Origin of the sequence: uncultured Microscilla sp., assembly GCF_947493425.1 — a bacterium.
Lineage (GTDB): Bacteria > Bacteroidota > Bacteroidia > Cytophagales > Microscillaceae > Microscilla.
Map to the genome: position 1 here is coordinate 25,224 of NZ_CANLRP010000038.1, position 21,517 is coordinate 46,740.

The following is a 21,517-nucleotide window of genomic DNA, read 5'->3' on the forward strand; positions in this document are numbered from 1 at the left end:
CTCAAGACCAAAAATAAAAGTAGGGAAATTTTTTTGTAAGTCACTGATTATCAGTCAGATGTTTTTTGATTGTTTTGACTTGTGAAAAAACAAGACTTACAATAAAAGCTTTTTTATTACGATATATCGTTGCAGTTTTGTTATATCGTAGCCCTCAGGGTATTAGTATTCAGCCAAGCCTGGAATGATGGGTAAGATTTGTAATGACGTTTTATGAAAGGAGAGGAGAAAGGGCAGAGTATCGAAAAAAAATGCCCGTGTTCAATACACGGGACTTTTGCTGAAACCTATCCCTACATTCTGTATCAGAGCGTAGACTTTTCAATGTTTTGGGTGTTATTTTTAGTCAAGCCAGTCAATGGCTTCTTCGGTAGAACTAAAGTAACGAGAGTGGTTTCCCTGAATACTATTTTCAAGCGATTGCTCTACTGATTTTTGGGCAAAAAAATCATCTGATATTACCAATGCACTGATATTGGTCAGTTGCTGTTGTACTATTTTGTTTAAGAAGTGTTCTTTGACCCAACCTTGCATGTCAGGGTCTATAGTATAGGCAAATTTTTTAAGGTTGATCAATGTTTTCTCAGGACGATACTTTTGTAAGTACTGGAGCGCTTGTTCGGTTTCTTTTTGGTACTCAATATCTTCCATTTTCAAGGTAGAAGCATTCCACCTGAAATGTAATGTTGAGTTTTTTTTATGAAACGAAATTTCCTGATACTTACTTTTGTATATTATTTTCATGAGTGCTGCATCCTGGGTTCAAACCTGATCTATTCAGCAAAAAACGTACATCGAAAAGAAAAAGTTTAACTTTCCAGGCGGAAAATTAAACTTTTAGGGATTATTACTATTAAGAAATAAGGAAGCTTTAATTAAAATCTCACGTCACACTGAGGCAATGCATTGAGTATACGGTCTTTTTCGTCTTTTGAGAGTGGATTGCCTACCAAAATCAAAGTTCTGAGTCCCTTCATTTTTTTTAGGTGAGTAGGCATAGTGGCAATTTTATTATTGCTTAAGACTAATAACTCCAGTTTACTTAGCTGAGTAATACTTTCGGGCAATTGTGTAAGGTGGTTGTTCGATAATATCAAGGCGTTCAAACTTTTCATTTGCCCTATATCCTTCTTCAGCTCCTTGATTTGGTTGTGTTCCAGGTTAAGTTTGTGCAGTTGGGTCAGTTGATACAGCTGAGTAGGCAAAGCAGTAATGTGATTGTAGCCCACGCTGATCAATCGGAGTTTTTGTAGCTTTCCCAAAGCCGCTGGCAAGCTCTTAAGTTGGTTATAGTCTAGCTCTAGTACCTGTAGGTTTTGCATAGTGCCCATACTTTCAGGCAGTTGCTCTAAATGATTGATCATCATGTGTAATAAGCGCAACTTTTTAAGCTGACCAATGCTTGTAGGCAAAGTCTTGATTTTATTCTTGGCAAGGTTCAAGCGTTTCAATTGAGTCAATTTTCCAACACCTTCAGGTATATCAGTCAATTTATTTTGGCGAATATTGAGCACCTCTAGTTCGGCTAGGGTAAATATAGAAGGATGCCACTGGGTAAGCTTATTTTTCATCAAATTTAAAAACTTAAGCTGAGGCAGCTTGTCCAACCCTTGTGGTACTTCCTGTAGTGCTTGGTTACGCAAATTGAGCAATGTACCCTGCCCCTGAATGGCTTGTTGTACTGAGGTGTGTATCAGCCCATGTTTAGGAGTAGGCACTTGTGCCAAAGCCAGTCCTGTTTGCAAAAAGCAAAAAACGAATATATAAAGAATGTTTTTTTTCATTGTTGTTAGAAATTTAAAAACAGGAGCACTGTTTATTTGTGCCCCTGTAATGGTTCAATCATCAAAAAGATGTGTAGTGTAGATTGCTTATTTTAAGGTATTCACACAATTGCTTATTTTTGATAGTTGATAACACTTGTTTGTCGTTTGCCATTGGCAGTTACTACAATCAAAAGGTTTTGTTGTTGAGAAACGTGTCGGTTTAGGTCAAAAGCCAATTGATGTTTGCCTGCCTGCAGGTGTTTATTGAACAAAGTGGTTACTTTTTGCCCCTGAGTTGTAAGCAAATCAATTACTACTTTGCCCTCGTATTCGGTAGCAAAAGCCACATTGACTTTGCCTTGCATTGGAGGATTTGGAAAAACCTTCATGGCTTGTACACCAGTAGCTTCCTGGGCAATGGTTGTTCCTGTTGTGCGATTGTTTAAAGTACCCAAGTCTTTGTTAAGCGCAATCACTATAGTAGCCGATTGGTTAAAACGTACACTGTTTCCGGCAGCATCGGTTTGGCTACTATTCCAAAAGCTGGGGTGTTGAATAGACAAAAACATAAAACGTCCATCAGGCGAGAAAGTGATTCCGGTAGGTTCTGAGCCATTGGGCGAAGACCCAAACAATTTTACCCTGGGGTTGCTTTGGGTATGTCCGTTTTCTACCATCCAGATATAGTCTCTGCCACCATCTTGCAATACCCATAAGTTACCGTCATTGTCAAAAGCCAGGTTATCGTTGCCACTACCCCAAGACTCGTTTACTGTGCCACTGTTGGTAGCAATAGGGTAGCTACGCCCACCTACAAACACTTCAAATCCTGATATTGTGGAACCGTTATCGTTGAATCTATACACTCTGCCATTTCCCTTAGAGGTATAATAAATTTTCCCGTTAATTGGGTGAATTTCTACATCCTCTACTCCACTAAAATTATTACCACCCAGTGAAGAGGCAATAGAAGACGTGTTATTACGGTCACTTTTAGTGCTGTTAGGCACTTGTACCCAACGTCCGGTAGACCTGGTAGGGTTTCCACCACTTAAGCCACCATCTAGTTTTAACACATACAACCTTCCGCTGGACAGGTTTTGGGCGCTGTTTGCTACAAACTTATACACACAGCTAGTGCCTCCGTCTTCGCCATAATATACCGTTCTGCGGTCGCTTGCCACCACTACATTTTCGTGACGCATACGCCCTAATGCCCATAGTTTTTCCTGCTTACCATTGCCATAAGACTTTACACGTTTGGTGACAGGGTCAATCTCTACACACCAGCCTACATCTTCATAACCATCGTTGTTGTTGTCGCCACTGTTGTAAGTTTCTTCGCAAGTAATTACGGTACCCCAAGGCGTAATGCCACCCGAACAATTGCGGGTAGTAGTTACCAAGGCGTTGTTGTAAAAATCAACTGCCTGGTTACTGTTTACATTCCATAATTTAGACGTGTTGCTATAGCTTAGGCGCATCATAGATACACCACCAGGAGTATTCTCGTGGTTTACAGAAAGGTAACCGTTGGTGCTACTGTTGTTAATGGGCACATACCCGGTAAAGTCATGGTTGCCTGGTACATTGCCCCCACCAGTAGTATAACTATCGCCCTGCTTCATCAACATTTGAAAACGATGTGAAGAAGGAATGATCAAACGAGAGGTTTGACTGGTAGGACTGATAGAGGTAAAGCAACTAATCTTGTTACATCCGCCATTAGATGGGCTCACTGTAATATAAGATGTTTTAGTTTCTACATCACTGCCATAAGCATTGCGTGCCGTCAGCCTTACTGTAAACCTTCCAGCACGATTGTAAGTAACCACCGGGTTAGTAGCAGTACTGCCAGAGGGTGAACCACCACTAAATACCCAACTGTAGCTGCTAGGGTTATTTGTTGACCGATTGCTAAAGTTTACACTTTGACCTACTGTAATGTTGGTACGATTTGCTACAAATGCAGCAACTGGAGGCGTTCCACCACCAGAGCCAATGTTTACAGTATAATCTTCTACTTCTCCATCTTGAAAGTTTTCACAAGCGGTAGCAGGTCCGTTATACTTCATAGACACACGCATACGGGTACGACGTGTGATGTTGGCAGGCACCCTAACGGTACCACTTACTGTAGAACTAGCCGTAGACCCTGCGTCATATACTAGCTCACCTGCATCGTTAAAGTCACAGTCTCCATTGTAATCTATCCATACTTTGAAGTATTCTTGGTAACTAGAGCCTGAAAACCCAGGAGTAAGGCGGATGTTGTAGCTTCGTCCAGCGCTTAAATTAATGGTTCGATTAGTAAAGTTGGTGTAATTGTTCGCGCCCGATGTATTAGAAAAACCCCCTAGTTCTACCTTGGCAATGTGCTCATAAGTAGAGCGATTACTGGTAGACGTGCAATAGTTGCAACCACTTCCGCCACCATTGGTATAGTTTACCACCAACAAGGGGGCTTTACTGCTACTACCATTGTAAGCCTCAGCAGTGCGTTCTCCACTACCATTAATGATAATAGCGATATTGTTGCCCGATGCCCAACCATTGCGGTTTACAATTTCTTGCACAATACCTTTAAGGTTAGGAGTACGTTGTCTGGAGCCAGCTTCTCCGACACTGTTCCAGGCAGGTACATTGTTCCAGTTTACTCTGGCAGAAGTAAGGCTACGTGAAGAAATATTTTTGTTGCTTGACGAAAAAGTACCTGCACTATTCGTATCTTCTCCTCTAATCACAAGGTTGGTTGTTCCACTATTGGTTTCATCGGCGGTAAACTGCACATAAGCCGATGTGATAACTGCTCTTCGTGGAATGTTTAGGTTACGAAATAGCATGCCTACCCATTGGTTGCCTCTGGTGCTTCCGTCGCGTACTAATTCAAGGTCAGAACTATTGAGGTACATACGCCCTGGGCTGCTTCCAGCGTCACCGCCTCGTTCTTCAGCATCATCATTTGACGATGACACCCTTACTGAAATTTGTGTTTGAGCAATTGAGAGGTGGCTTATCCCAATCATCAGGCATATACAAAAAAATGTATACCACTTGGTGGTTAAGTAGTGATGTTTCATTGAGTATAGTAAAGTTTATATATAAGTAAAAAAGTGTCCGTTTTTTCGGAGCGCAAATATGACCAGACCTCGAAGGGATTCAAACCATTAAACATTAACTTTTTATTATAAAAATGGGTAAAGTGGAGTAGCATGTTTACAATTTTTTGATGAGAGAAGCTTCGCTCTTGGGCAAATAAAATGAGAATTGCTGTATGAAACAGAGGAGTCTGTATGGTTGGGTAATTAGTCAAAAACGCTATTAATTTTCTGTTAAAATTCCTCGAAAACCCTACTTTCACTTATATTTTTGTTAAGGTTGTCAGACAATTATGTAACTTCATTTACTATCATGTATCCAATGAAAAACCTGATCATATTGATTTTGACTACTTTTTTGTTTGCCCAGTGTAATGGGCAAAATAAGTATGACCCTGACACCAACAACAATCAAAAGTTTAAAAAAAGGTATGCTAAAAAACGCCCTAAAGGTTCGCCTACCCAAATGGGGTTTCAAGAGTATAACCCAGCGTCTACCTTGATAGTGCCCGAACATACCCCTACCCAAGCCAAGTACCCCTTTATTGATGTGCACAATCATCAGTGGCGCATGGGTAACCAGGATTTGAGTGATTTAGCAGCAAAAATGACAGCGTTGAATATGAAAGTAATGGTAAACCTAAGTGGACGTGGTTGGAACCGAAATGGAGACAGTTTTTTGGCAAAAGTGATGAACAATGTCAAGACCTCAAAGCACAAGAACAGGTTCATTGTATTTACTAATATTAGTTTTAAAGGAATAGACGACCCCGACTGGACCAACACTACAGTAGCCCAACTTGAGCGCGATGTAAAAAAGTATGGAGTGAATGGACTCAAAATTTACAAAAACCTGGGGCTTACCGCCAAAGATAGCCAAGGCAAACGCATTGCGGTAAATGATCCTCGTTTGGATGCTGTGTGGGCAAAGTGTGGAGAGTTGGGGATTCCGGTGCTCATTCATACCGGAGAGCCCTTTCAGTTTTGGTTGCCACGCGACAGTCGCAACGAGCGTTGGCTGGAGTTGAAACAAAAACCAGGGCGTTACCGCAATCCAAAAAAATTTCCTTCATGGGAAGTGGTTATACAAGAGCAGCATTACATTTTCAAAAAACATAAAAATACCAAGTTTATCAATGCTCACCTGGGCTGGATGGGCAACGACTTGAATCGCTTAGGCAAGCTGCTCGACGAGTGCCCCAATGTATATACCGAAATAGGGGCAGTGCTTGCCGAACTGGGTAGGCAACCTCGCTTTGCCCGCAAGTGGCTCACCAAATACCAAGACCGGGTAATGTTTGGCAAAGATACCTGGAAGCCCAAAGAGTACGCCGTGTATTTTAGGGTATTAGAAACCGAAGACGAATACTTTGACTACTACCGTAAGCGCCACGCTCACTGGAAAATGTATGGGCTCAACTTATCTGATCAGGTCTTAAAAAAACTTTATTATAAAAATGCCTTAAAGGTGATTCCGAACATAGATAAATCTCTTTTCCCTAAAGACTAATGAAAATTGTGTATTACAATTAAATTTTCGTGAATTAGAGTGAATGTATGGTATAATAGATAAAAAAAAGTATTTTTGTTCTTCAAAAGTGTTTACTATAGTAGAAATGCTATAAAGCCATAAGTGTTATTGATTGATTCAGAAAATGAACGCAAACGATTATTTAAGCCCGGAAGAAATAAAAGTATTGACCCAAAAAAATGACTGGAAAGGTTGGTGGATGGTATTGAAAATATGGGGAAGTATAGCCGCTATATTTACCCTGTTGGCTTTGTTTCCCAATGTGTTTACCATATTACTTGCTTTGGTTTTATTAGGAGGCAGGCAATTGGCCTGTGCCATTCTTATGCACGACATGTCGCACCGTGCTGTGTTCAAATCAGCCCGTTTAAATGCTTTTGTGGGCAATTGGCTGGGAGGCTATCCAGTTATCAATGATTGTGTGCGTTATCGTCCCTACCATATTAAACACCACGTAAATGTTGGCACTACCAAAGATCCTGACTTGTCGCTTACTTATGGTTACCCTACTACCGTGATGAGCTTTCTTCGTAAAGTAGCCCGTGATCTGGCAGGTATTACTGGAGTAAAGACTCAGCTGGGGGTAGCTTTAATTAATTTTGGTTATATAGAATATACTGCCAGCCGCACTGTTCATAAGATAAGCCAAAGCAACAGGAGTAAATGGAACGTGATAAAAACAGGCGTAAACTATTATTGGCAACCCCTTTTGGCAAATGCAATGATATGGTGTGTACTGTGGTTATGCGGCGCAGGCTGGGTGTTTTTAGTATGGGTAGCGGCCTTGTTTACTACTTTTAATTTTTCATTACGGGTGCGTTCTATTGCTGAACATAGTATGGTGCCCGACCTGGAAGATGCCCACCGCAACACCCGCACTACCTATGCCAACTGGTGGGAAAAACTCCTTTTTGCCCCTAATAATGTAAATTATCATGCAGAGCATCACTTGCTTATGACAGTGCCTCCTTACAATTTACCCAAAATGCACCAAATCATCAAGGCAAGAGGCTTTTATGAACAAGGAGTGCTGGCGCAAAACTATTGGCAAATTATAAAAATGGCTGTGAGTAAAAAAGCATAAAAAAACAGGTTACCTTGCGGCACCTGTTCTTTTCAAAGATCATGACAGGAATTATCTATCAAGCTTTACATCGATAGCTTGCATTCCTTTTTTTCCGCGGGTTTCTTCGTATGTTACGTTGTCATTCTCAAATAATTGATCCTGCGTATCAGAAACGTGGAAGAAGATATCCTCACCAGTGTCTGAGTTAGTTATAAAACCATAACCTTTGTCTTCTTTAAAAAATTTTACAACTCCTTTATTCATTTTTTTACTAATTATTATAAAATACAAAAGGGGCTTACAAACCTAGTTTTAAAGGCCTATATTCCCCTAAACTTTCATCCAAAGTTACACTTTTAATTGTATGAATGGGTATTTTATTTCTGAAATTGTCAGTATTTATTTGATTTTAATTCCGAGTGTCTATAAAAGCTTGAAGCAGAGCTACTAAGCACGTTTTATTTCTCTATTTAGCCTCAGTAAAGGGGTTTTTTTATAAAGAATAAGCCCGTTATAAACAACAAAAAGTCGCTTTGAACCTTCGCGAGTGGTTCAAAGCGACTTTTGCTTGTATATCTTTTATTTGGTAACTTCTAATCTGTCATATCCGATACAATCTTTACCGTATTCTCATTACTTTGATAGACGAAGCCTTGTCGTTCCAGGCAGTACCCATAAAAGCTGAAGAACTTGTAAAATCCTTGTATCTGCCCCGAAAGTTAGCGTGCTCATATACGCGCACCTTGTAGCCTCTTGGTATGCGTATCGAACTCAATTTATCATTGCCAATACGTATTTGGTTTACATTGTAGCTTCCTATGCCTACACTTTGCTTGTTGCCACGATAATTGCTATGCTCATAAAGCACTATCCGACTACGGGTGTTCAGATTATTTCTGTTTGTTGTGCTGGCTTTCATTACCCTCATAGACGATACCTTATCGTTCCAGACAGTACCCACAAAACCCGACGAACTTGTAAAGTCTTTGTACCTTCCACGAAAGTTGGCATGTTCAAAAACCCTTACTTTATACCCCCTGCGTATTTTTATTGAGCTTAATTGGTCGTTGCCAATACCTAGTTGGCTAAAGTTATAGTTTCCTGTATTAAACGACTTATTTCGTCCCCTAAAGTTGCTGTGTTCATAAATAGTAACCAAACCAAAAGAACTGTTCCCAGAGTTGCCGCTACTGCCTCCGCTTACACTGCCCCTTTTATTGACATACTTGCTCATAGTTCTTATAAAATTACTGGCGTTTTGGTAACCTACCGATCTACCTACCAGGTTGCCACGAGCATCAAAAAACAAAACCGTAGGGTATGCCCTTACTTTGTATTTACGAGCAATAGAAGGTCCTTCTCCTTTTTCAGCATCTATTTTATAAGCCACAAAGTTACGGTTGGCATATTGCCCTACCGACGAGGCACTAAAAGTATTGCGAGTCATTGATTTACAGGGTCCACACCAAGTGGTATATACATCTACAAAAAATGGTTTGTTTCTACGACTTGCCTGCGATTTCATACTGTTCCAACTTCCCTTAAAAAAATTAACACCAGCCGATTGGTAACTGTTACCTCCACTGGTACGTCCACCATATTTGCGCAAAGTGCCCAAAAAAGCATTGGCATTCTGATAACCCACCTGACGCCCTTTTAATCTGCCCTCATGGTCAAAAAACAAAATAGTGGGGTAAGCATTTACCCGGTATTTTCTTGCCAGGCGAGGACCTTCCCCTCGCTCAGCGTCTAACTTATAAGGAACAAAATTTCGATTGGCATAAGTACCCACACTATTGCTTGAAAAGGTATTGCGGGTCATTGCTTTGCAGGGGCCACACCAAGTAGTGTACACGTCTACAAAAAATGGTTTTTTCTGACGGCGGGCTTTTGCCAATAGTGAATTCCAATTGCCTTGGTGAAAATTGACCCCAGCCACGGTGGTAATATCTTTCTTTACAGGTGGTTTGGCAAACGCCCAGGCGCTCCATACCATCAATAAAGAGAGTATAATAGATCGTTTCATAGTAAATATTGAATAAATAGGTAAAGTATAAGTTTGTTGGTTGTTGTGTAGAGTTTTTATCATAGATTGTATGGGGTTAATAAATAACAGAGTATTGGCATCAAGCAGGAACTCCATTAGGAGTGAGTATAGCCTGATAAAATATAAAATTACGTATGGTTCAATTTACGCATGTTTTGGACAAAACGTTAAAAAAATACTATGTTTGGTGTCATAAGTTATAGTAAGCAGTATATTCTGACTATAAAGTGTACAATTGATTACACCATTTTTCGTTTTCTCTGCTTGTCAAACTGTGTTTTGACTAGGTTAACTACTTGCTGAGTGATTTTTTCTCTGGAAAACTGTCTTTCGGCCACCTTTCGGGCATTTTGTTGGTATTTCTGTAATAAATCAACCTGGGTTATAAAAGGCATTAACTGATCTAAAAAATCGCCTGGCTTATCAGGTGCAGCATAAAAACCACATTGATTCTCTTCTACAATTTCTTTGAGCCATCCTGAAGTGTTTACAATGGTGAGCTTGCCTGCTGCCAGCGAGTCAAAAAACTTATTAGGGCTACACGTGGTCAATACTGGCTTGGCCAAAAACGAAGTATAGGTTGCATGCGATTGATCCAATAACCTTCTGGTAGTGCTTTTATCAACCGCCCCATATAGTTTTACGTTGGTGAGCTTTTTTGCCTTTTGCCGAACATTTGCCAATGCTTTGCCTTCACCTATTATCCAAAACTCTACTTGATCAACGCCCTTTTTTTCAGCCAAAGACGCAATTTGGAGTAAATAATCTAAATGGTTGGCTTTGCCTATGGTGCCAATATAGCTAATGACAAAAGGGGGTTTAGTAGTAGAAAGGGTAGGGGAAAAGAAATGACAGTCGGCCATGTTAGGGGCAAGCAAAATACCCTTTTCAGGGACTTTTTGTTGCACAGCAGCTTGCATTCCAGGCGATAAGGTTACAATTTGTAATGCTTTACGGTAAATTTTGGCCTCCAACGCAAATAGCCGTTGTTGGAGCCAACCGTTGTTGATTACTCCCATTTCTATAGGTGCTTGCGGCCACAAATCCCTTACTTCAAACACATAAGGGATATTTTGCCAGCGTTTGAGCCATAAAGCCACCCACCCAATAGTGAGTGGGGTAGAAGTAGCATAGCAAATACAAGGAGTATCAATGGCTTGTTGTTTTATTTGACGTGCCTTTCGATAACATTGCCAGGTAAATTTGATAAAAGAAATAATTCTTTGGACAGTGCCTAGTTTGTTATCATAGTACACTGGTAAGTAGTGCACTTTTATGCCATCAATCATTTTATAGGTCGGTGTTTTTTTGTTATGAGCAGTAATCATTTCCACCTCAAACCCAGCTTCAACCATTGCCTTGGCAATAAACAAAGAACGATGACTACCTCCCTCTTCTTTAGTTTTAAAGTATTGATGTAAATAGATGATTTTCAATGTTTTGTGTGGTTAGAATTTTGCTTTTAGCCAATAGTCAAGCACAACAACTGCCCAAATCTCTGAAGTATAATCTCTTTTTTTATGCTGGTGTGTTGCCAACATCTTTTCAAACTTAGGATAATCTATCCATTTGTATGTCACTGGGTGCGGTTTTTTGAGCGAGTTTGTTATCCAAGGCAGTTTGCCTTCCTGTAGCCATTTGCCAAAAGGCATGCCAAATCCTTCTTTTGCTCTTTGGGTGTATAGTTGCCCTCCTCGTTTGTTGAGCCATTTTTTCAGCAATGTTTTTTTGCCTTTTTTCAGTAGTTCAAGCGTTGGGTAGTGTTGGATGGCTTTTGTGAGTGCTTGCGATAAATAAGGTACCCGCACCTCTAGCCCATGCTGCATCGACATAGCATCAGTCATTGCCAACACATCGTTTGCCAAGTAATGTGTTTTATCATAATGCAAACACCAACGTAGCCACTCTTCGGTAGTATCATACTGTATATGTGGTGATGTTAGATGGAGCTGCTTTCTGAGCGGAATCGTTTGCAACTGGGTAAAGTTGACAAAAGTCTGGGCAGGGTGTATATCTATTTGGTCAAAAAACTTTTGAGCAAGCCTGATTTTATTGCGCCAAGGGTAAGACCCCCGATCTGATAACCCTCGGCCTAACCACTGGGCATAAGGCTTTAGAGTATTGAGCAGGGGGCGTTTTTTGAGGTATTGGGCAAAAGCCCAATGACGGTTATACCCTGCAAAAAGTTCATCTGCCCCTGCTCCCGAAAGTATCACTTTTACTTGTTTTCGGGCTTTTTTTGCCAATAAGTAAGTCAGCAAAGCTGCTCCGTCTGCTATGGGTTGATCCAGGCAAGCCACCCAATCTGCCAAGTCTTTCAAATCGGTGGCGTCAATGGTATATTCGTGGTGTATGCTTTGGTATTGTTGGGAAGCAAGCCGGGCAAAGTGAAAATCTTTTGTACCAAAACTTTGATCACCAACCGTGTTGACCAGAGAAAAGGAGGGAAGGTGTTGAGTACCCAGCTCCTGTACAATGCTTAGCAACAGAGTAGAGTCAACCCCACCGCTCAAAAAAATACCTACTGGTACATCGGCCTGCAGTTGCTGTTCTATAGAGGTAATTAATAATTCTTCTATCGATTGACTGTCAAGGGGAGAGCTACTATAGGTGGATGTTGTATTGGTTGGTATTTCCTGTAATTTTTGGGTGTTTATATCAAAGTTTGCCAACAAAGGTAAGTGGTAAATATGCTGATAGAAGGTTTGGGGGGGGGGGGCATACTTAAAACGCAGATAGTGTCCGACTTGTCCTTCGTTTAAACGATTGGGTACCACGCCGCTTGCTACCACACCGCGTATTTCAGACGAAACCACCAGGCAGCGTTCATTCTGATAAAAATACAAAGGCTTAATTAAAGAAGCATCGCGCCCCAATAAAATTTGCTGTTGTTGTATATCAAGCAAAGCAAAAGCAAACATTCCCTCCAGGGTTGGTATGCCATTGGCTCCGTGGGTTATCAACCAATACAGTAATACCTCTGTATCGGTGTTGGTTTTCCAATGGTAAGAAGTTGGTAAAGCTGCTTTGAGCTGGAGGTAATTGTAAATTTCGCCGTTAAAAATAAGCACATAACGCCCATCTCTTGAGAAGAAAGGTTGATTGTTGCTACTACGCAAGTCAATGATTTTGAGGTGATTGTGCCCCATAAATACTTGTGCACTGGCTAAATGTAAATGTTCAACATGGCTGCCGTCGGGTCCCCGGTGTTGGGTAGCAGCATTCATTTGCTGAACATTGTCTATATTTAAATCCCCTCGAAAATCAACAATCAGATTGAGCCCACACATTACTTATTTTTTGAGATCTTTCGCTACATTTTTATCATAATAACGACACAAGTTGGTCAAATTACATTCACCGCACTTAGGAGCCCTTGCTACACATACATAACGCCCGTGTAAAATAAGCCAATGGTGTGCCTTGGGAATAAGTTCTTCAGGAATATATTTTACCAGGGTTTTTTCTACTTCCAGAGGTGTTTTCAAGTTTTGGTTTACCAGCCCCAACCGTTTCGACACCCTAAATACGTGTGTATCTACCGCCATAGTAGGTTTATTATAAATCACCGAAGCAATCACGTTGGCAGTTTTGCGTCCTACACCAGGCAGCTTTTGCATTTCGGCTACCGTATTCGGAATCTCAGAGTTAAAATCATCTACCAGCATTTTTGCCATGCCAAGCAAGTGTTTGGTTTTGTTGTTGGGGTAAGAAATGCTTCTTATATAAGGAAACAACTCGTCAAAATTACTCTCTTTGAGTAGTTCAGGGGTGGGAAATTTATCAAAAAGGGCAGGAGTTACCATATTTACACGTTTGTCAGTGCATTGGGCACTCAATATTACTGCTACTAGCAGCTCGTAAGGTGTTCGGTAATTTAGCTCAGTCTCAGGTTCAGGATAATTCTCAGTAAAATAATTGATCAACTGCTCATAACGTTCCGCTCTTCGCATAAAATCTCAGATTTAAACATAAAAAAATTGCTTTGCAATTAACGAATTTTCATCATTAACCACAAAGCAATCGAATGTAGAATAAAATTCTGAGAAAGTAATGACAAAACTTACACCGAATGCATATCAAGCGATTGTGCACTACTTATAATCTTCCGAATCACTTCATCTGAAGGCGATTCTATTAAATCGTCCAGATCGTGTTGCGAGGAAGTCATTTGGTCGTACAATTTCTTGAATTTGGTGTCAGTTTGTAATAAAATTTCAATAACTTCATTCTCTCCCTGTGAGGTTTCTCCGTAAATATACCTCACGAGGTCATTTGGGGTATACATTTTTGTCATACGTAATTTTATATTTATTCATCTGCTTTCTAAGGTTGATGAGCGCGTAACGCATTCTACCTAAAGCCGTGTTCACACTAACATTAGTAGCATTAGCAATCTCTTGAAAGCTCATTTCTGCATAATGTCGCATTATAAGAACTTCCCTTTGTTTTTCGGGTAATTTTTGAATTAAAACCCTTAGCTTGCTATATGTTTCTTTTTTAATTTGGGCAGCCTCTATTGAATCTTCCGAAAAATTAAGGGTATTCAATACGTTTGCTCCTTCTTCGAGCAATACTTTTGGATAACGTTTCTCTTTACGGAAGTAGTCAATGGCAAGGTTATGTGCAATGCGGGTGATCCAGGGTAAAAATTTCCCTTCCTCATTGTATTTACCCATTTTGATAGTTTTTATTGCTTTAATAAAAGTATCTTGTAGTAAATCTTCTGCAATAAAATGATCTTTAACGATTAATAAAATAGTTGTGTAAACTTTGGCCTTATGCCTGTGAACCAACGTTTCGAACGCTTTTTCATCTCCATTTTTGTAAAGTGATACTAATGTACTATCACTTATCTGATTGTGCGCCATATTTTCTTGTACATTTGATTAACGCGGACTTCTATGCCTTATTGTTTTGCCTCGCGAAAGTTTATAAAACAGTGGCAAACCACGTTTAGATTTTAAAATTTAACACCTGAATGCGAACAGTTGCTTGTTACGAATGTAATTAGATTATAATATTACTTTTTAAAGATATTATGATTAGATTTCAAGAGTGTGACAAACACCTTGCAAAACAATCAAAATTGTAGTTACCAAATTATTTAAAAGATATAATAAGTTTGTTAGTATGTTGTTTTGACAAAAGAATTCAACAAAAAGCAATATAAACGTAATCTAACTATTTTTATTACGAAGTACACCTTCATTTGGTTTGTTTTTAACATTTTGAGTTTGGTGTATTTCTAATAATTCCACTCACTTTTAAAAGCAAATCGCAATCACTATTACGTGATATATTTTAGTTTGTTATGGTTTTTAGGTAAAATACCTATAAATCACCTAGGGTTTTATGAGAAAAAAAACCACGTCTATAGGGCTTTTAAGCAAAAGCCTGTTTGGTGGTGCTTGTACTGAGTCTATCCTGTTTTTATGAAACCTTGCTGGCCTTTTTAGGTGCTTTTTCACAACTATTTAGTATGTTAGAATGTAAAAACACGTAGACTAATTCATAATTAGACTAGTTTTTGTATAACGAACTATGATCCTTATTTTCAACTTTTACGAACGATATTGAATGGACTTTTTCGCTAAAAGAAATAGCAACTTATCGACAAAAAAACTTGTAGTCAAAAGCCCGCAAAAGTGGTCTGTGTTTATATGGGCATTATTGATTATTGGTTGTTTGTCGGTTACTGTAACCGCACAGGATAACAAAAAACGCACAGATTCTACCTCAAAAAGTAATACAGCTAAGAAGCAAGAGGCGAAAGCGGCAAAAAAAACAAAATCTTCAGGTTTTTTCTCTAAAAAGTATTATGGTAGTACAGTCAAGCAATGGCTCATAGCACTTTCTATTATTTTGGGGGCAATCATCGTAGGGCGAATACTCTATTGGTTTTTTACTAAAATAGTGAGGATTTTCACTGATAAAACAGAAACCAAGCTCGACGATATTATCATTGATAAAATTGAAGAGCCTATAGTGGCAGCCATTGTGATTGGAGGTTTTTGGTGGGGAATCAGTTACTTGCAATTTGCCATCAAGACAAGAAATCAGATTGAAGGTATTATCTACCTGATCATTATTTTAGATATAGCCTGGCTCATTGTTCGTACTATTGATGGTCTCATAGAGGAATATATAGTACCTATAGTAGAAGAGTCGGAGAGTAACCTCGATGACGCCATTTTGCCCATTGCCCGAAGAGGCTTCAAGGTAATTGTATGGGTAATTGCCGTAGTTGTGGGGCTCAACAATGCAGGCTATGACGTGGCCACAGTGTTGGCTGGTTTGGGTATTGGTGGGGTGGCACTTGCTATAGGAGCACGTACTACCATTATGAATATTTTTGGAGGGCTAAGTGTATTAATCAATCAGCCTTTTAAAATTGGTGACCGAATATTGATTAGTGGACACGATGGGTATGTACAAGAGATTGGTTTAAGTAATACTCGTTTGAGAACTTTTATAGATGACTATTTGGTGACAATTCCTAACAAAGTTTTTACTGACAAAGAAGTTGTCAATATTTCGGCCGCATCAGGTGTTAAAGGCGTGTTTTTTCTCAATATTTCTACCAATACTGTTCCCGAAAAAATCACAGGCCTGACCAAGTTCTTGCAGCAACTATCTATCAATCACGAGCATTTAGAAGAAGATAATAAAACTACTTTACAAGAGTTTTCCGACTTTTCGGTCATGGTAAGGTATGTATTTTATATTAAAAGTACTTCTCCCTATTGGGACATTAAAACAGAACTTGGGGTGAAAATTATGCAGTATTTCAGAGAGAATAATATTATATTTGCTCAGCGTAGAGTAACATTTGAGCCTGAAGAAAAGACAGCACCTCCGCCGCCAGATGTAGATGATGACAAAGATGAATCTGGCTTTGGATTTTAAAAGAAAGCCAAGGGTATTAGGTCTGGGCTGTAAGCTTAATACCCATTACTAAAATATCGTCTATTTGAGACTCATTACCTACTTTTATCCAGTTTTCCAGGGTTGATTCCAGTATAGATTTTTGTTGCCTAAGAGGTTTTTGATGGTTTTCTTTCAATATTTTTTCAAAACGTGCATTCATAAACTTTCTGCGATCTGAGCCTCCAAACTGATCTAAATATCCGTCTGAAAAGAGGTAAACCATAGTAAATTGACTATAGGTAATCTTGTGTGCAGTAAAAGGGTTTTCTTGGATATTGTCTCCACCTATTGCAAACCTGTCTCCTTTGATTTTATGAAACTCCTGGTTCTTTATATATATCAAAGGGTTTTTTGCCCCCGCAAAATGTATTTCATTTTTATCTTTAGGTTTAGAAATGAGAGACATATCCATCCCATCTTTATTATCATTGTCTTCTTGGTGCAGCGTTTTTCTCACTTTCTGGTGCATTTCATATAATATTTCATCTGGCTTAGTAACCTTTTCTGCCTTCACTATATCGTTTAAAATAGCAATCCCAATCATAGAAAGAAAAGCTCCTGGTATGCCATGTCCTTGGCAATCGACTGCTGCTGCTATATAATGAGTTTCTGTTTCTACCAGATAGTAAAAATCACCAGACACTACCTGAAGAGGTTTAAATAAAATGAACAAGTCTTTATTCAAGTAATTAGAAACACTTGAGTCTATAGATAAGCAAGCGTTTTGGATAGTTTGAGCATATTTGATAGAAGCGACGAGGTTGTCGTTTTGTACTTGAGTTTTTGCTAATACCTGATTGAGCATTTGATTTTGGGCTTCTATTTCTTCTTTATTCTCCTGTAGTGCAACTGTATTTTCATTGATTTGCTTGAAAGTTGGTCGAAAAATGAAAAAACCTTCGATTCCCAGTAATAATAAGGTAACGCTCATCAGTATAATCTCTAAGTTTCGAAATTTAGTGATGTTGTCTTTACTAAGCTTCGCAAATTGAAAAGTAATGTGGTTCATGAGTTTTAGAAACTCTTCTTCATTATTTAGTATTTGATCAACGTAGGCTTCTTGCTTTAAGGTGTTGATTGAAAAACGAGCTTGGATGAGTTTTTGAGAAGCTTGAGCTATACTATCTTTATAGGGTTTTATTTGTCTGAATTTCTTTTTGTTGATTTGATCGAGGTCGGGTTTAGGTAAGTTAAGCAGTGCATCCCCTTTTAAAAGGCCTTGATGAGAACGATTCCAAAGGTTTAACGCAAGCTTGAGTTTTTGTTGATGCTGACTAAACTCGGTGATGTTTTTTGCCCTCAGTATAAGTAGTGCCTCTTTGCTAATTTTCTGGCTAAACATTCTTTGACGCCCCGAAATATTGATAATGTGAGAGTTTTCTTCTTCTTTATGCAGGTATATTTGTAAAAATAATTGACTCCCAATTGTAAACGCAGCAATCATAAATAGGGCAACTATGTATATATAGGTATATTTTTTTGTATATGTTTGCATAATTGCAATTTTGATGAAAACTGAGGCGTCGTTTAGTAGTTATACATTTGGCAATATATCTTTTAAAGAATTGTAAAAACAATGATATAAGTCCACAGCACTATTTCGCTAGTAACTAGTGCTCTGGGTACTAAATTCCTTTCACATATTTCGGCTTCTTTTGCCTGCTGACTTCACCTAAAAAAACTCACGTAGCTTAGGCTATGCTCGTTTTTTGGAGGTTTGACAGCCACCAAAATAAACTCGAAATAGTGTATAAACTACTTAGTTCCCAAAGCACTAGCAAGTGTGCAAGTTGCTTATTTTTAGGTGTTGGTAGTTATAAAACGCTTTGCCTATTTCCTTTTTTTGAGTACTGGCAATTTTATCATAAATGTTCAAAAAAAGAGGAGTTACCCAGTTAAATTGCTGATAATCAGTAGTTGGTTTTATATAAATCAATGGTGAATGGTTAGTATAAATTATGCGAGCAAAAACTATACAAGGCATTGCTCTTTACTTTTGCCAGAGGAAAATAAAAAGCAAGAAAAGAGCTTTGATACAGCAGTTAGTCCTGGAAGAAAAGTCTCTTACTCTTCCCCTTTAATCTCCAGGTAATCTTGCCACATGGCTCTTAATGTACCCAAGCGGGCTTTTTCTTTGTCTTTAAGCAATACATATTTGGCTGGTTTACTACCTTCTGTAGTTGTTTGTTCGGGGGTATAGATAAAGGTGAAAACACTGTCGTGGCGTCTAAACTTAATATATGTTTTATTGTTTTTGGTTTGTTTACTCACCGTGTGGTACAGCCTTGCTTCATCTATAGCCTGGTATATATCTTTTACTTCCATTGGTTTACTTTGGTTAAAACTTAAGTGCCATTGAAAATGTCACAAAAGCATCATTATTACTTCTTGTATTTTCTTTAGGGAATAACTCATCTGGGGCAGTGAAAAATTTGCCTTCCAACCTGATCGCCATGTTTTTTTGTGGGCGATAAGCCAAGTTGAGCGACCCAGTATTAAGCATAAAACCATTGGGTGTTCCTGTATTCATCAATACTTCACTAGGGTCGTTGTAGTTTTCAAAAAATGCAGCTATTGACCACTTGTCAGAGAGTTTGTAACGCAACCATACAAAAAATTCTGTAGCTGTGTCATAAGCCGAGGTACCCACCTGTTCTTTTGCATGGTACTCTACAGTAGCGGCTACCTGTAGTCGGTCAGTAATGTCATATTTTATATAAAAGTCATTAAAAAAAGCAATTTGAGCCGATAGGCTGTCTGGGTTGTCGTTTCCTATATAGTTGCCGTAGCCTACCAAGAGCTGATCGTTTACCTGATAACTGGCGGTGAGCATCAGCGACTTAGCCGAGTTATTGTCTTGTATTTTCTGTAGTCCGTTTACCAGCGAAACATCCAGGGTAAACTTCTTAGAAGGAGTCCAGGTAAGGGCAAGCCCTGATTGGTAATAGGGCATAATATCAGCAGCAAAAGACCGTGAATACACAGGGTTGTCAATAGATAAGTTACTTTCAAGGTTAATGGCTGCTTCTCTGATACCTATAGTGGCTTTGAGTTCATCGGTAAGTTTATAAGACACGTTTGCCAAGTAAATGTTTCTTAAAAAACCAGGCTCTCCGGCGTAATTATTTCTTACGAAAGTTCCTTCTTGTAAAGCGAAGTTGGCCTCCACTTTTCCTTTTTGATAATTCGCTTGTAAAATCCCCCAGTTAAGGTTAAATTCATTGTGCCGGGCAGGTTGAGTAAAGTATGCTAGGTTTTTGCTAGTGGGATTATTAAAGCTATAAGTATAGTAACTGTCAACAAACCCAGAAATGGTGAAAGGGCTTGCTTCTTTGCTTTTTTGTCCCTCTTCCTGGGCAAAACAATTACACTGAGCAATGATGTAGCATAAGATAATGAGTAAGCTTGGTTTCATATAAAAGATTTGTTAATAGTTTTGTTGAAAACAGCATACGTTCCTAAGCCTAGAGCTTAGGAGTAAGCGTTAATGATTGCCAAAAATATAAAAAAAGAGCAGATGGGAAACTATTATATTTCCTTTTGAGCAATTTTTAAGTTGTAAGCGCACAAGTACAACATAATAGTATTGTTTATTTTTAGATAGTTTCTAAAATTTATTATCATAGTTTAATACTTTATGGCAAAGAGTCAAACCACTCCACGTCGTTTTTATTTATTTGTGTTAGGGCTTATGGGAGCCTTCATCATCGTTTTTGTGTATTGCCTGAGTATTACGCTATTGGCAAACCGCAAAGCGGAGCCATTGACCAAAAGCGAAAGAAGTATTAGGGCGTTGGGCAAGGCTTATATACAGTTTGGATACTATGAGTTGAGAGAGTTTTACCTGACTTTGGCATCAAAAGAAGAACAAAGGGCTGACTTGATAAAAGAAACAGATAGCCTTTGGGCACACATTGAAACAAACATAGCTCAATATCAAAAGTATACTATTTTAGAACAGCCTGCTGCAATTACACTTCGTGAAATGTTGCAGGCTTATCGCCAAAGTTCCCTTGCCAGAAGAAAGCTACTGGAGTCGGGGCAGTTCAATCAGGCGTTAAGTCATTTAACTTCAAACCAACACCAGCAGGCATTTTATAAACAAGAAGAGTTGTTTGGAGATATGGGTGACCTGTTGCCTTACCAAATGCAAAAGTTATTGAAACCCGAAGCGTCGGCTTATGTCAATGGGCTATCGGGTATGGTAAGTACTGGTTGGGTACTTATAGTGACTTCAATTATAACCCTCGTTTTTATTCAATTGGCATTTAATGCTTTTGAACGCAAGTTGTTGGTCAAAAGAACATTGCCTTTACTTATTCTTATCAATGTAGTTGTACAGGGCATTGTATTTTTTAAGCCTTCCCCTCGTTTTGATGCCAAATATCAACTGGTACAAGACTATACCCTCTTTGTCAATTTTATGAGTTATTTTAATCATTACACCCAGTTAGAGTTTAAGCATGCATTAGACTCGTCACGCTTGGTGAAAAAACAAATAGAGGAGGAGATGGCTGTATATCACCGCTCGGTGCGCCAGACATTGCGTGATAGCCAGCATAAGTTGGGCTCAAGGTTTAAAAATGAAATCTCTCAACTGAAAAAGCTCAGAAAAACGTATTTCACCAAGCAAAGGATTCCAGCACTGGTTTATTCGTTTAATAGTGGAGAATTAGCCGCCTTGAGGTTGTTGATGCCGAGTGGACATTTGTCAGACAGCATCTTAAATAGCCTTGACCCGGAGTCGGTGACATACGAGGAAGGACGAAATGCCAGGATTATTCGTGAGTTTCACCATAATTTTGATAAAGTATTGCAGGGGCTAGACATGTATTACCCCAGGGCTGTTCAAGAACTTAGTCAAAAGAACCCATATCAAGGGTTTTACTGGGGAGGAATTGGTCTGTGTGTGCTAGGCTTGGTTTGGCTTTTATGGCGTTTCAGAAAGCCCAAAAAATGGGCTTTATACAAGGCAAAAAGTCATTTTTTAGTCAAAAAGCAATTAAGTTAGTATTGAATTTGTGCATTGATAAAAAAGCGTATCTTTGTTAATAAAGGGGGCATTATATCGCACCTGTT

The 21,517-nt window shown here is 39.0% G+C and carries 17 protein-coding genes; 4 read left to right on the forward strand and 13 right to left on the reverse strand.

The window, feature by feature from the left end:
• Nucleotides 1–342 precede the first annotated feature (342 nt).
• The 3 genes from Q0954_RS12330 to Q0954_RS12340 all read right to left on the reverse strand — a co-directional run bounded on the left by Q0954_RS12330 (nucleotide 343) and on the right by Q0954_RS12340 (nucleotide 4,846).
• On the reverse strand, nucleotides 343–744 hold the full coding sequence (locus Q0954_RS12330; RefSeq protein ID WP_299457219.1) for a hypothetical protein: 402 nt from the start codon (nucleotides 742–744) through the stop codon (nucleotides 343–345).
• A gap of 131 nt (nucleotides 745–875) precedes the next feature.
• Nucleotides 876–1,784: a leucine-rich repeat domain-containing protein gene (locus Q0954_RS12335; RefSeq protein WP_299457221.1), complete on the reverse strand. Its 909-nt coding sequence runs from the start codon at nucleotides 1,782–1,784 to the stop codon at nucleotides 876–878.
• Between the two features lie 113 nt (nucleotides 1,785–1,897).
• Nucleotides 1,898–4,846 carry an alkaline phosphatase PhoX gene (locus Q0954_RS12340; RefSeq protein ID WP_299457223.1) on the reverse strand — a complete coding sequence of 983 codons (2,949 nt, stop codon included), beginning with the start codon at nucleotides 4,844–4,846 and terminating at the stop codon, nucleotides 1,898–1,900.
• 340 nt (nucleotides 4,847–5,186) lie between these two features.
• On the opposite strand from Q0954_RS12340, the gene Q0954_RS12345 reads away from it, so the two are divergent.
• Entirely contained in the window at nucleotides 5,187–6,374 is a 1,188-nt protein-coding gene (locus Q0954_RS12345; protein ID WP_299457225.1) for an amidohydrolase family protein, read from the forward strand.
• Nucleotides 6,375–6,519: 145 nt separating this feature from the next.
• Nucleotides 6,520–7,479 carry a fatty acid desaturase family protein gene (locus tag Q0954_RS12350; RefSeq protein WP_299457227.1) on the forward strand — a complete coding sequence of 320 codons (960 nt, stop codon included), beginning with the start codon at nucleotides 6,520–6,522 and terminating at the stop codon, nucleotides 7,477–7,479.
• A 51-nt stretch (nucleotides 7,480–7,530) separates the two neighbouring features.
• Here the strand turns inward: Q0954_RS12350 and Q0954_RS12355 are convergent, their stop codons facing one another.
• From Q0954_RS12355 to Q0954_RS12385, 7 genes are all read right to left on the reverse strand, one after another.
• Nucleotides 7,531–7,725 (reverse strand): cold-shock protein, encoded by a 195-nt coding sequence (locus tag Q0954_RS12355; RefSeq protein WP_299457229.1) that lies wholly within the window; start codon nucleotides 7,723–7,725, stop codon nucleotides 7,531–7,533.
• Between the two features lie 355 nt (nucleotides 7,726–8,080).
• Nucleotides 8,081–9,550 (reverse strand): thioredoxin fold domain-containing protein, encoded by a 1,470-nt coding sequence (locus Q0954_RS12360; RefSeq protein ID WP_299457230.1) that lies wholly within the window; start codon nucleotides 9,548–9,550, stop codon nucleotides 8,081–8,083.
• A gap of 197 nt (nucleotides 9,551–9,747) precedes the next feature.
• Entirely contained in the window at nucleotides 9,748–10,944 is a 1,197-nt protein-coding gene (locus Q0954_RS12365) for a glycosyltransferase family 4 protein (protein WP_299457232.1), read from the reverse strand.
• 12 nt (nucleotides 10,945–10,956) lie between these two features.
• Nucleotides 10,957–12,798 carry an asparagine synthase (glutamine-hydrolyzing) gene (gene asnB, locus Q0954_RS12370; protein WP_299457234.1) on the reverse strand — a complete coding sequence of 614 codons (1,842 nt, stop codon included), beginning with the start codon at nucleotides 12,796–12,798 and terminating at the stop codon, nucleotides 10,957–10,959.
• Nucleotides 12,799–12,801: 3 nt separating this feature from the next.
• Entirely contained in the window at nucleotides 12,802–13,461 is a 660-nt protein-coding gene (gene nth / locus Q0954_RS12375; protein WP_299457235.1) for an endonuclease III, read from the reverse strand.
• A gap of 110 nt (nucleotides 13,462–13,571) precedes the next feature.
• Nucleotides 13,572–13,796, reverse strand: a complete 225-nt coding sequence (locus Q0954_RS12380; protein ID WP_299457236.1) for a hypothetical protein — start codon at nucleotides 13,794–13,796, stop codon at nucleotides 13,572–13,574.
• Nucleotides 13,780–14,379, reverse strand: a complete 600-nt coding sequence (locus Q0954_RS12385; protein ID WP_299457237.1) for a sigma-70 family RNA polymerase sigma factor — start codon at nucleotides 14,377–14,379, stop codon at nucleotides 13,780–13,782. The genes Q0954_RS12380 and Q0954_RS12385 overlap by 17 nt, the downstream gene beginning before the upstream one ends.
• 784 nt (nucleotides 14,380–15,163) lie before the next feature.
• On the opposite strand from Q0954_RS12385, the gene Q0954_RS12390 reads away from it, so the two are divergent.
• Nucleotides 15,164–16,417 carry a mechanosensitive ion channel family protein gene (locus Q0954_RS12390; protein WP_299457238.1) on the forward strand — a complete coding sequence of 418 codons (1,254 nt, stop codon included), beginning with the start codon at nucleotides 15,164–15,166 and terminating at the stop codon, nucleotides 16,415–16,417.
• A gap of 16 nt (nucleotides 16,418–16,433) precedes the next feature.
• On the opposite strand, the gene Q0954_RS12395 is transcribed toward Q0954_RS12390, so the two are convergent.
• The 3 genes from Q0954_RS12395 to Q0954_RS12405 all read right to left on the reverse strand — a co-directional run bounded on the left by Q0954_RS12395 (nucleotide 16,434) and on the right by Q0954_RS12405 (nucleotide 19,853).
• Nucleotides 16,434–17,933 (reverse strand): SpoIIE family protein phosphatase, encoded by a 1,500-nt coding sequence (locus Q0954_RS12395; protein WP_299457240.1) that lies wholly within the window; start codon nucleotides 17,931–17,933, stop codon nucleotides 16,434–16,436.
• A 569-nt stretch (nucleotides 17,934–18,502) separates the two neighbouring features.
• Nucleotides 18,503–18,763, reverse strand: a complete 261-nt coding sequence (locus tag Q0954_RS12400) for a hypothetical protein (RefSeq protein ID WP_002694521.1) — start codon at nucleotides 18,761–18,763, stop codon at nucleotides 18,503–18,505.
• A gap of 13 nt (nucleotides 18,764–18,776) precedes the next feature.
• Entirely contained in the window at nucleotides 18,777–19,853 is a 1,077-nt protein-coding gene (locus Q0954_RS12405; protein ID WP_299457245.1) for an outer membrane beta-barrel protein, read from the reverse strand.
• Between the two features lie 222 nt (nucleotides 19,854–20,075).
• On the opposite strand from Q0954_RS12405, the gene Q0954_RS12410 reads away from it, so the two are divergent.
• Nucleotides 20,076–21,449, forward strand: coding sequence for a hypothetical protein (locus Q0954_RS12410; RefSeq protein WP_299457247.1), 1,374 nt, complete (start codon nucleotides 20,076–20,078; stop codon nucleotides 21,447–21,449).
• Nucleotides 21,450–21,517 lie beyond the last annotated feature (68 nt).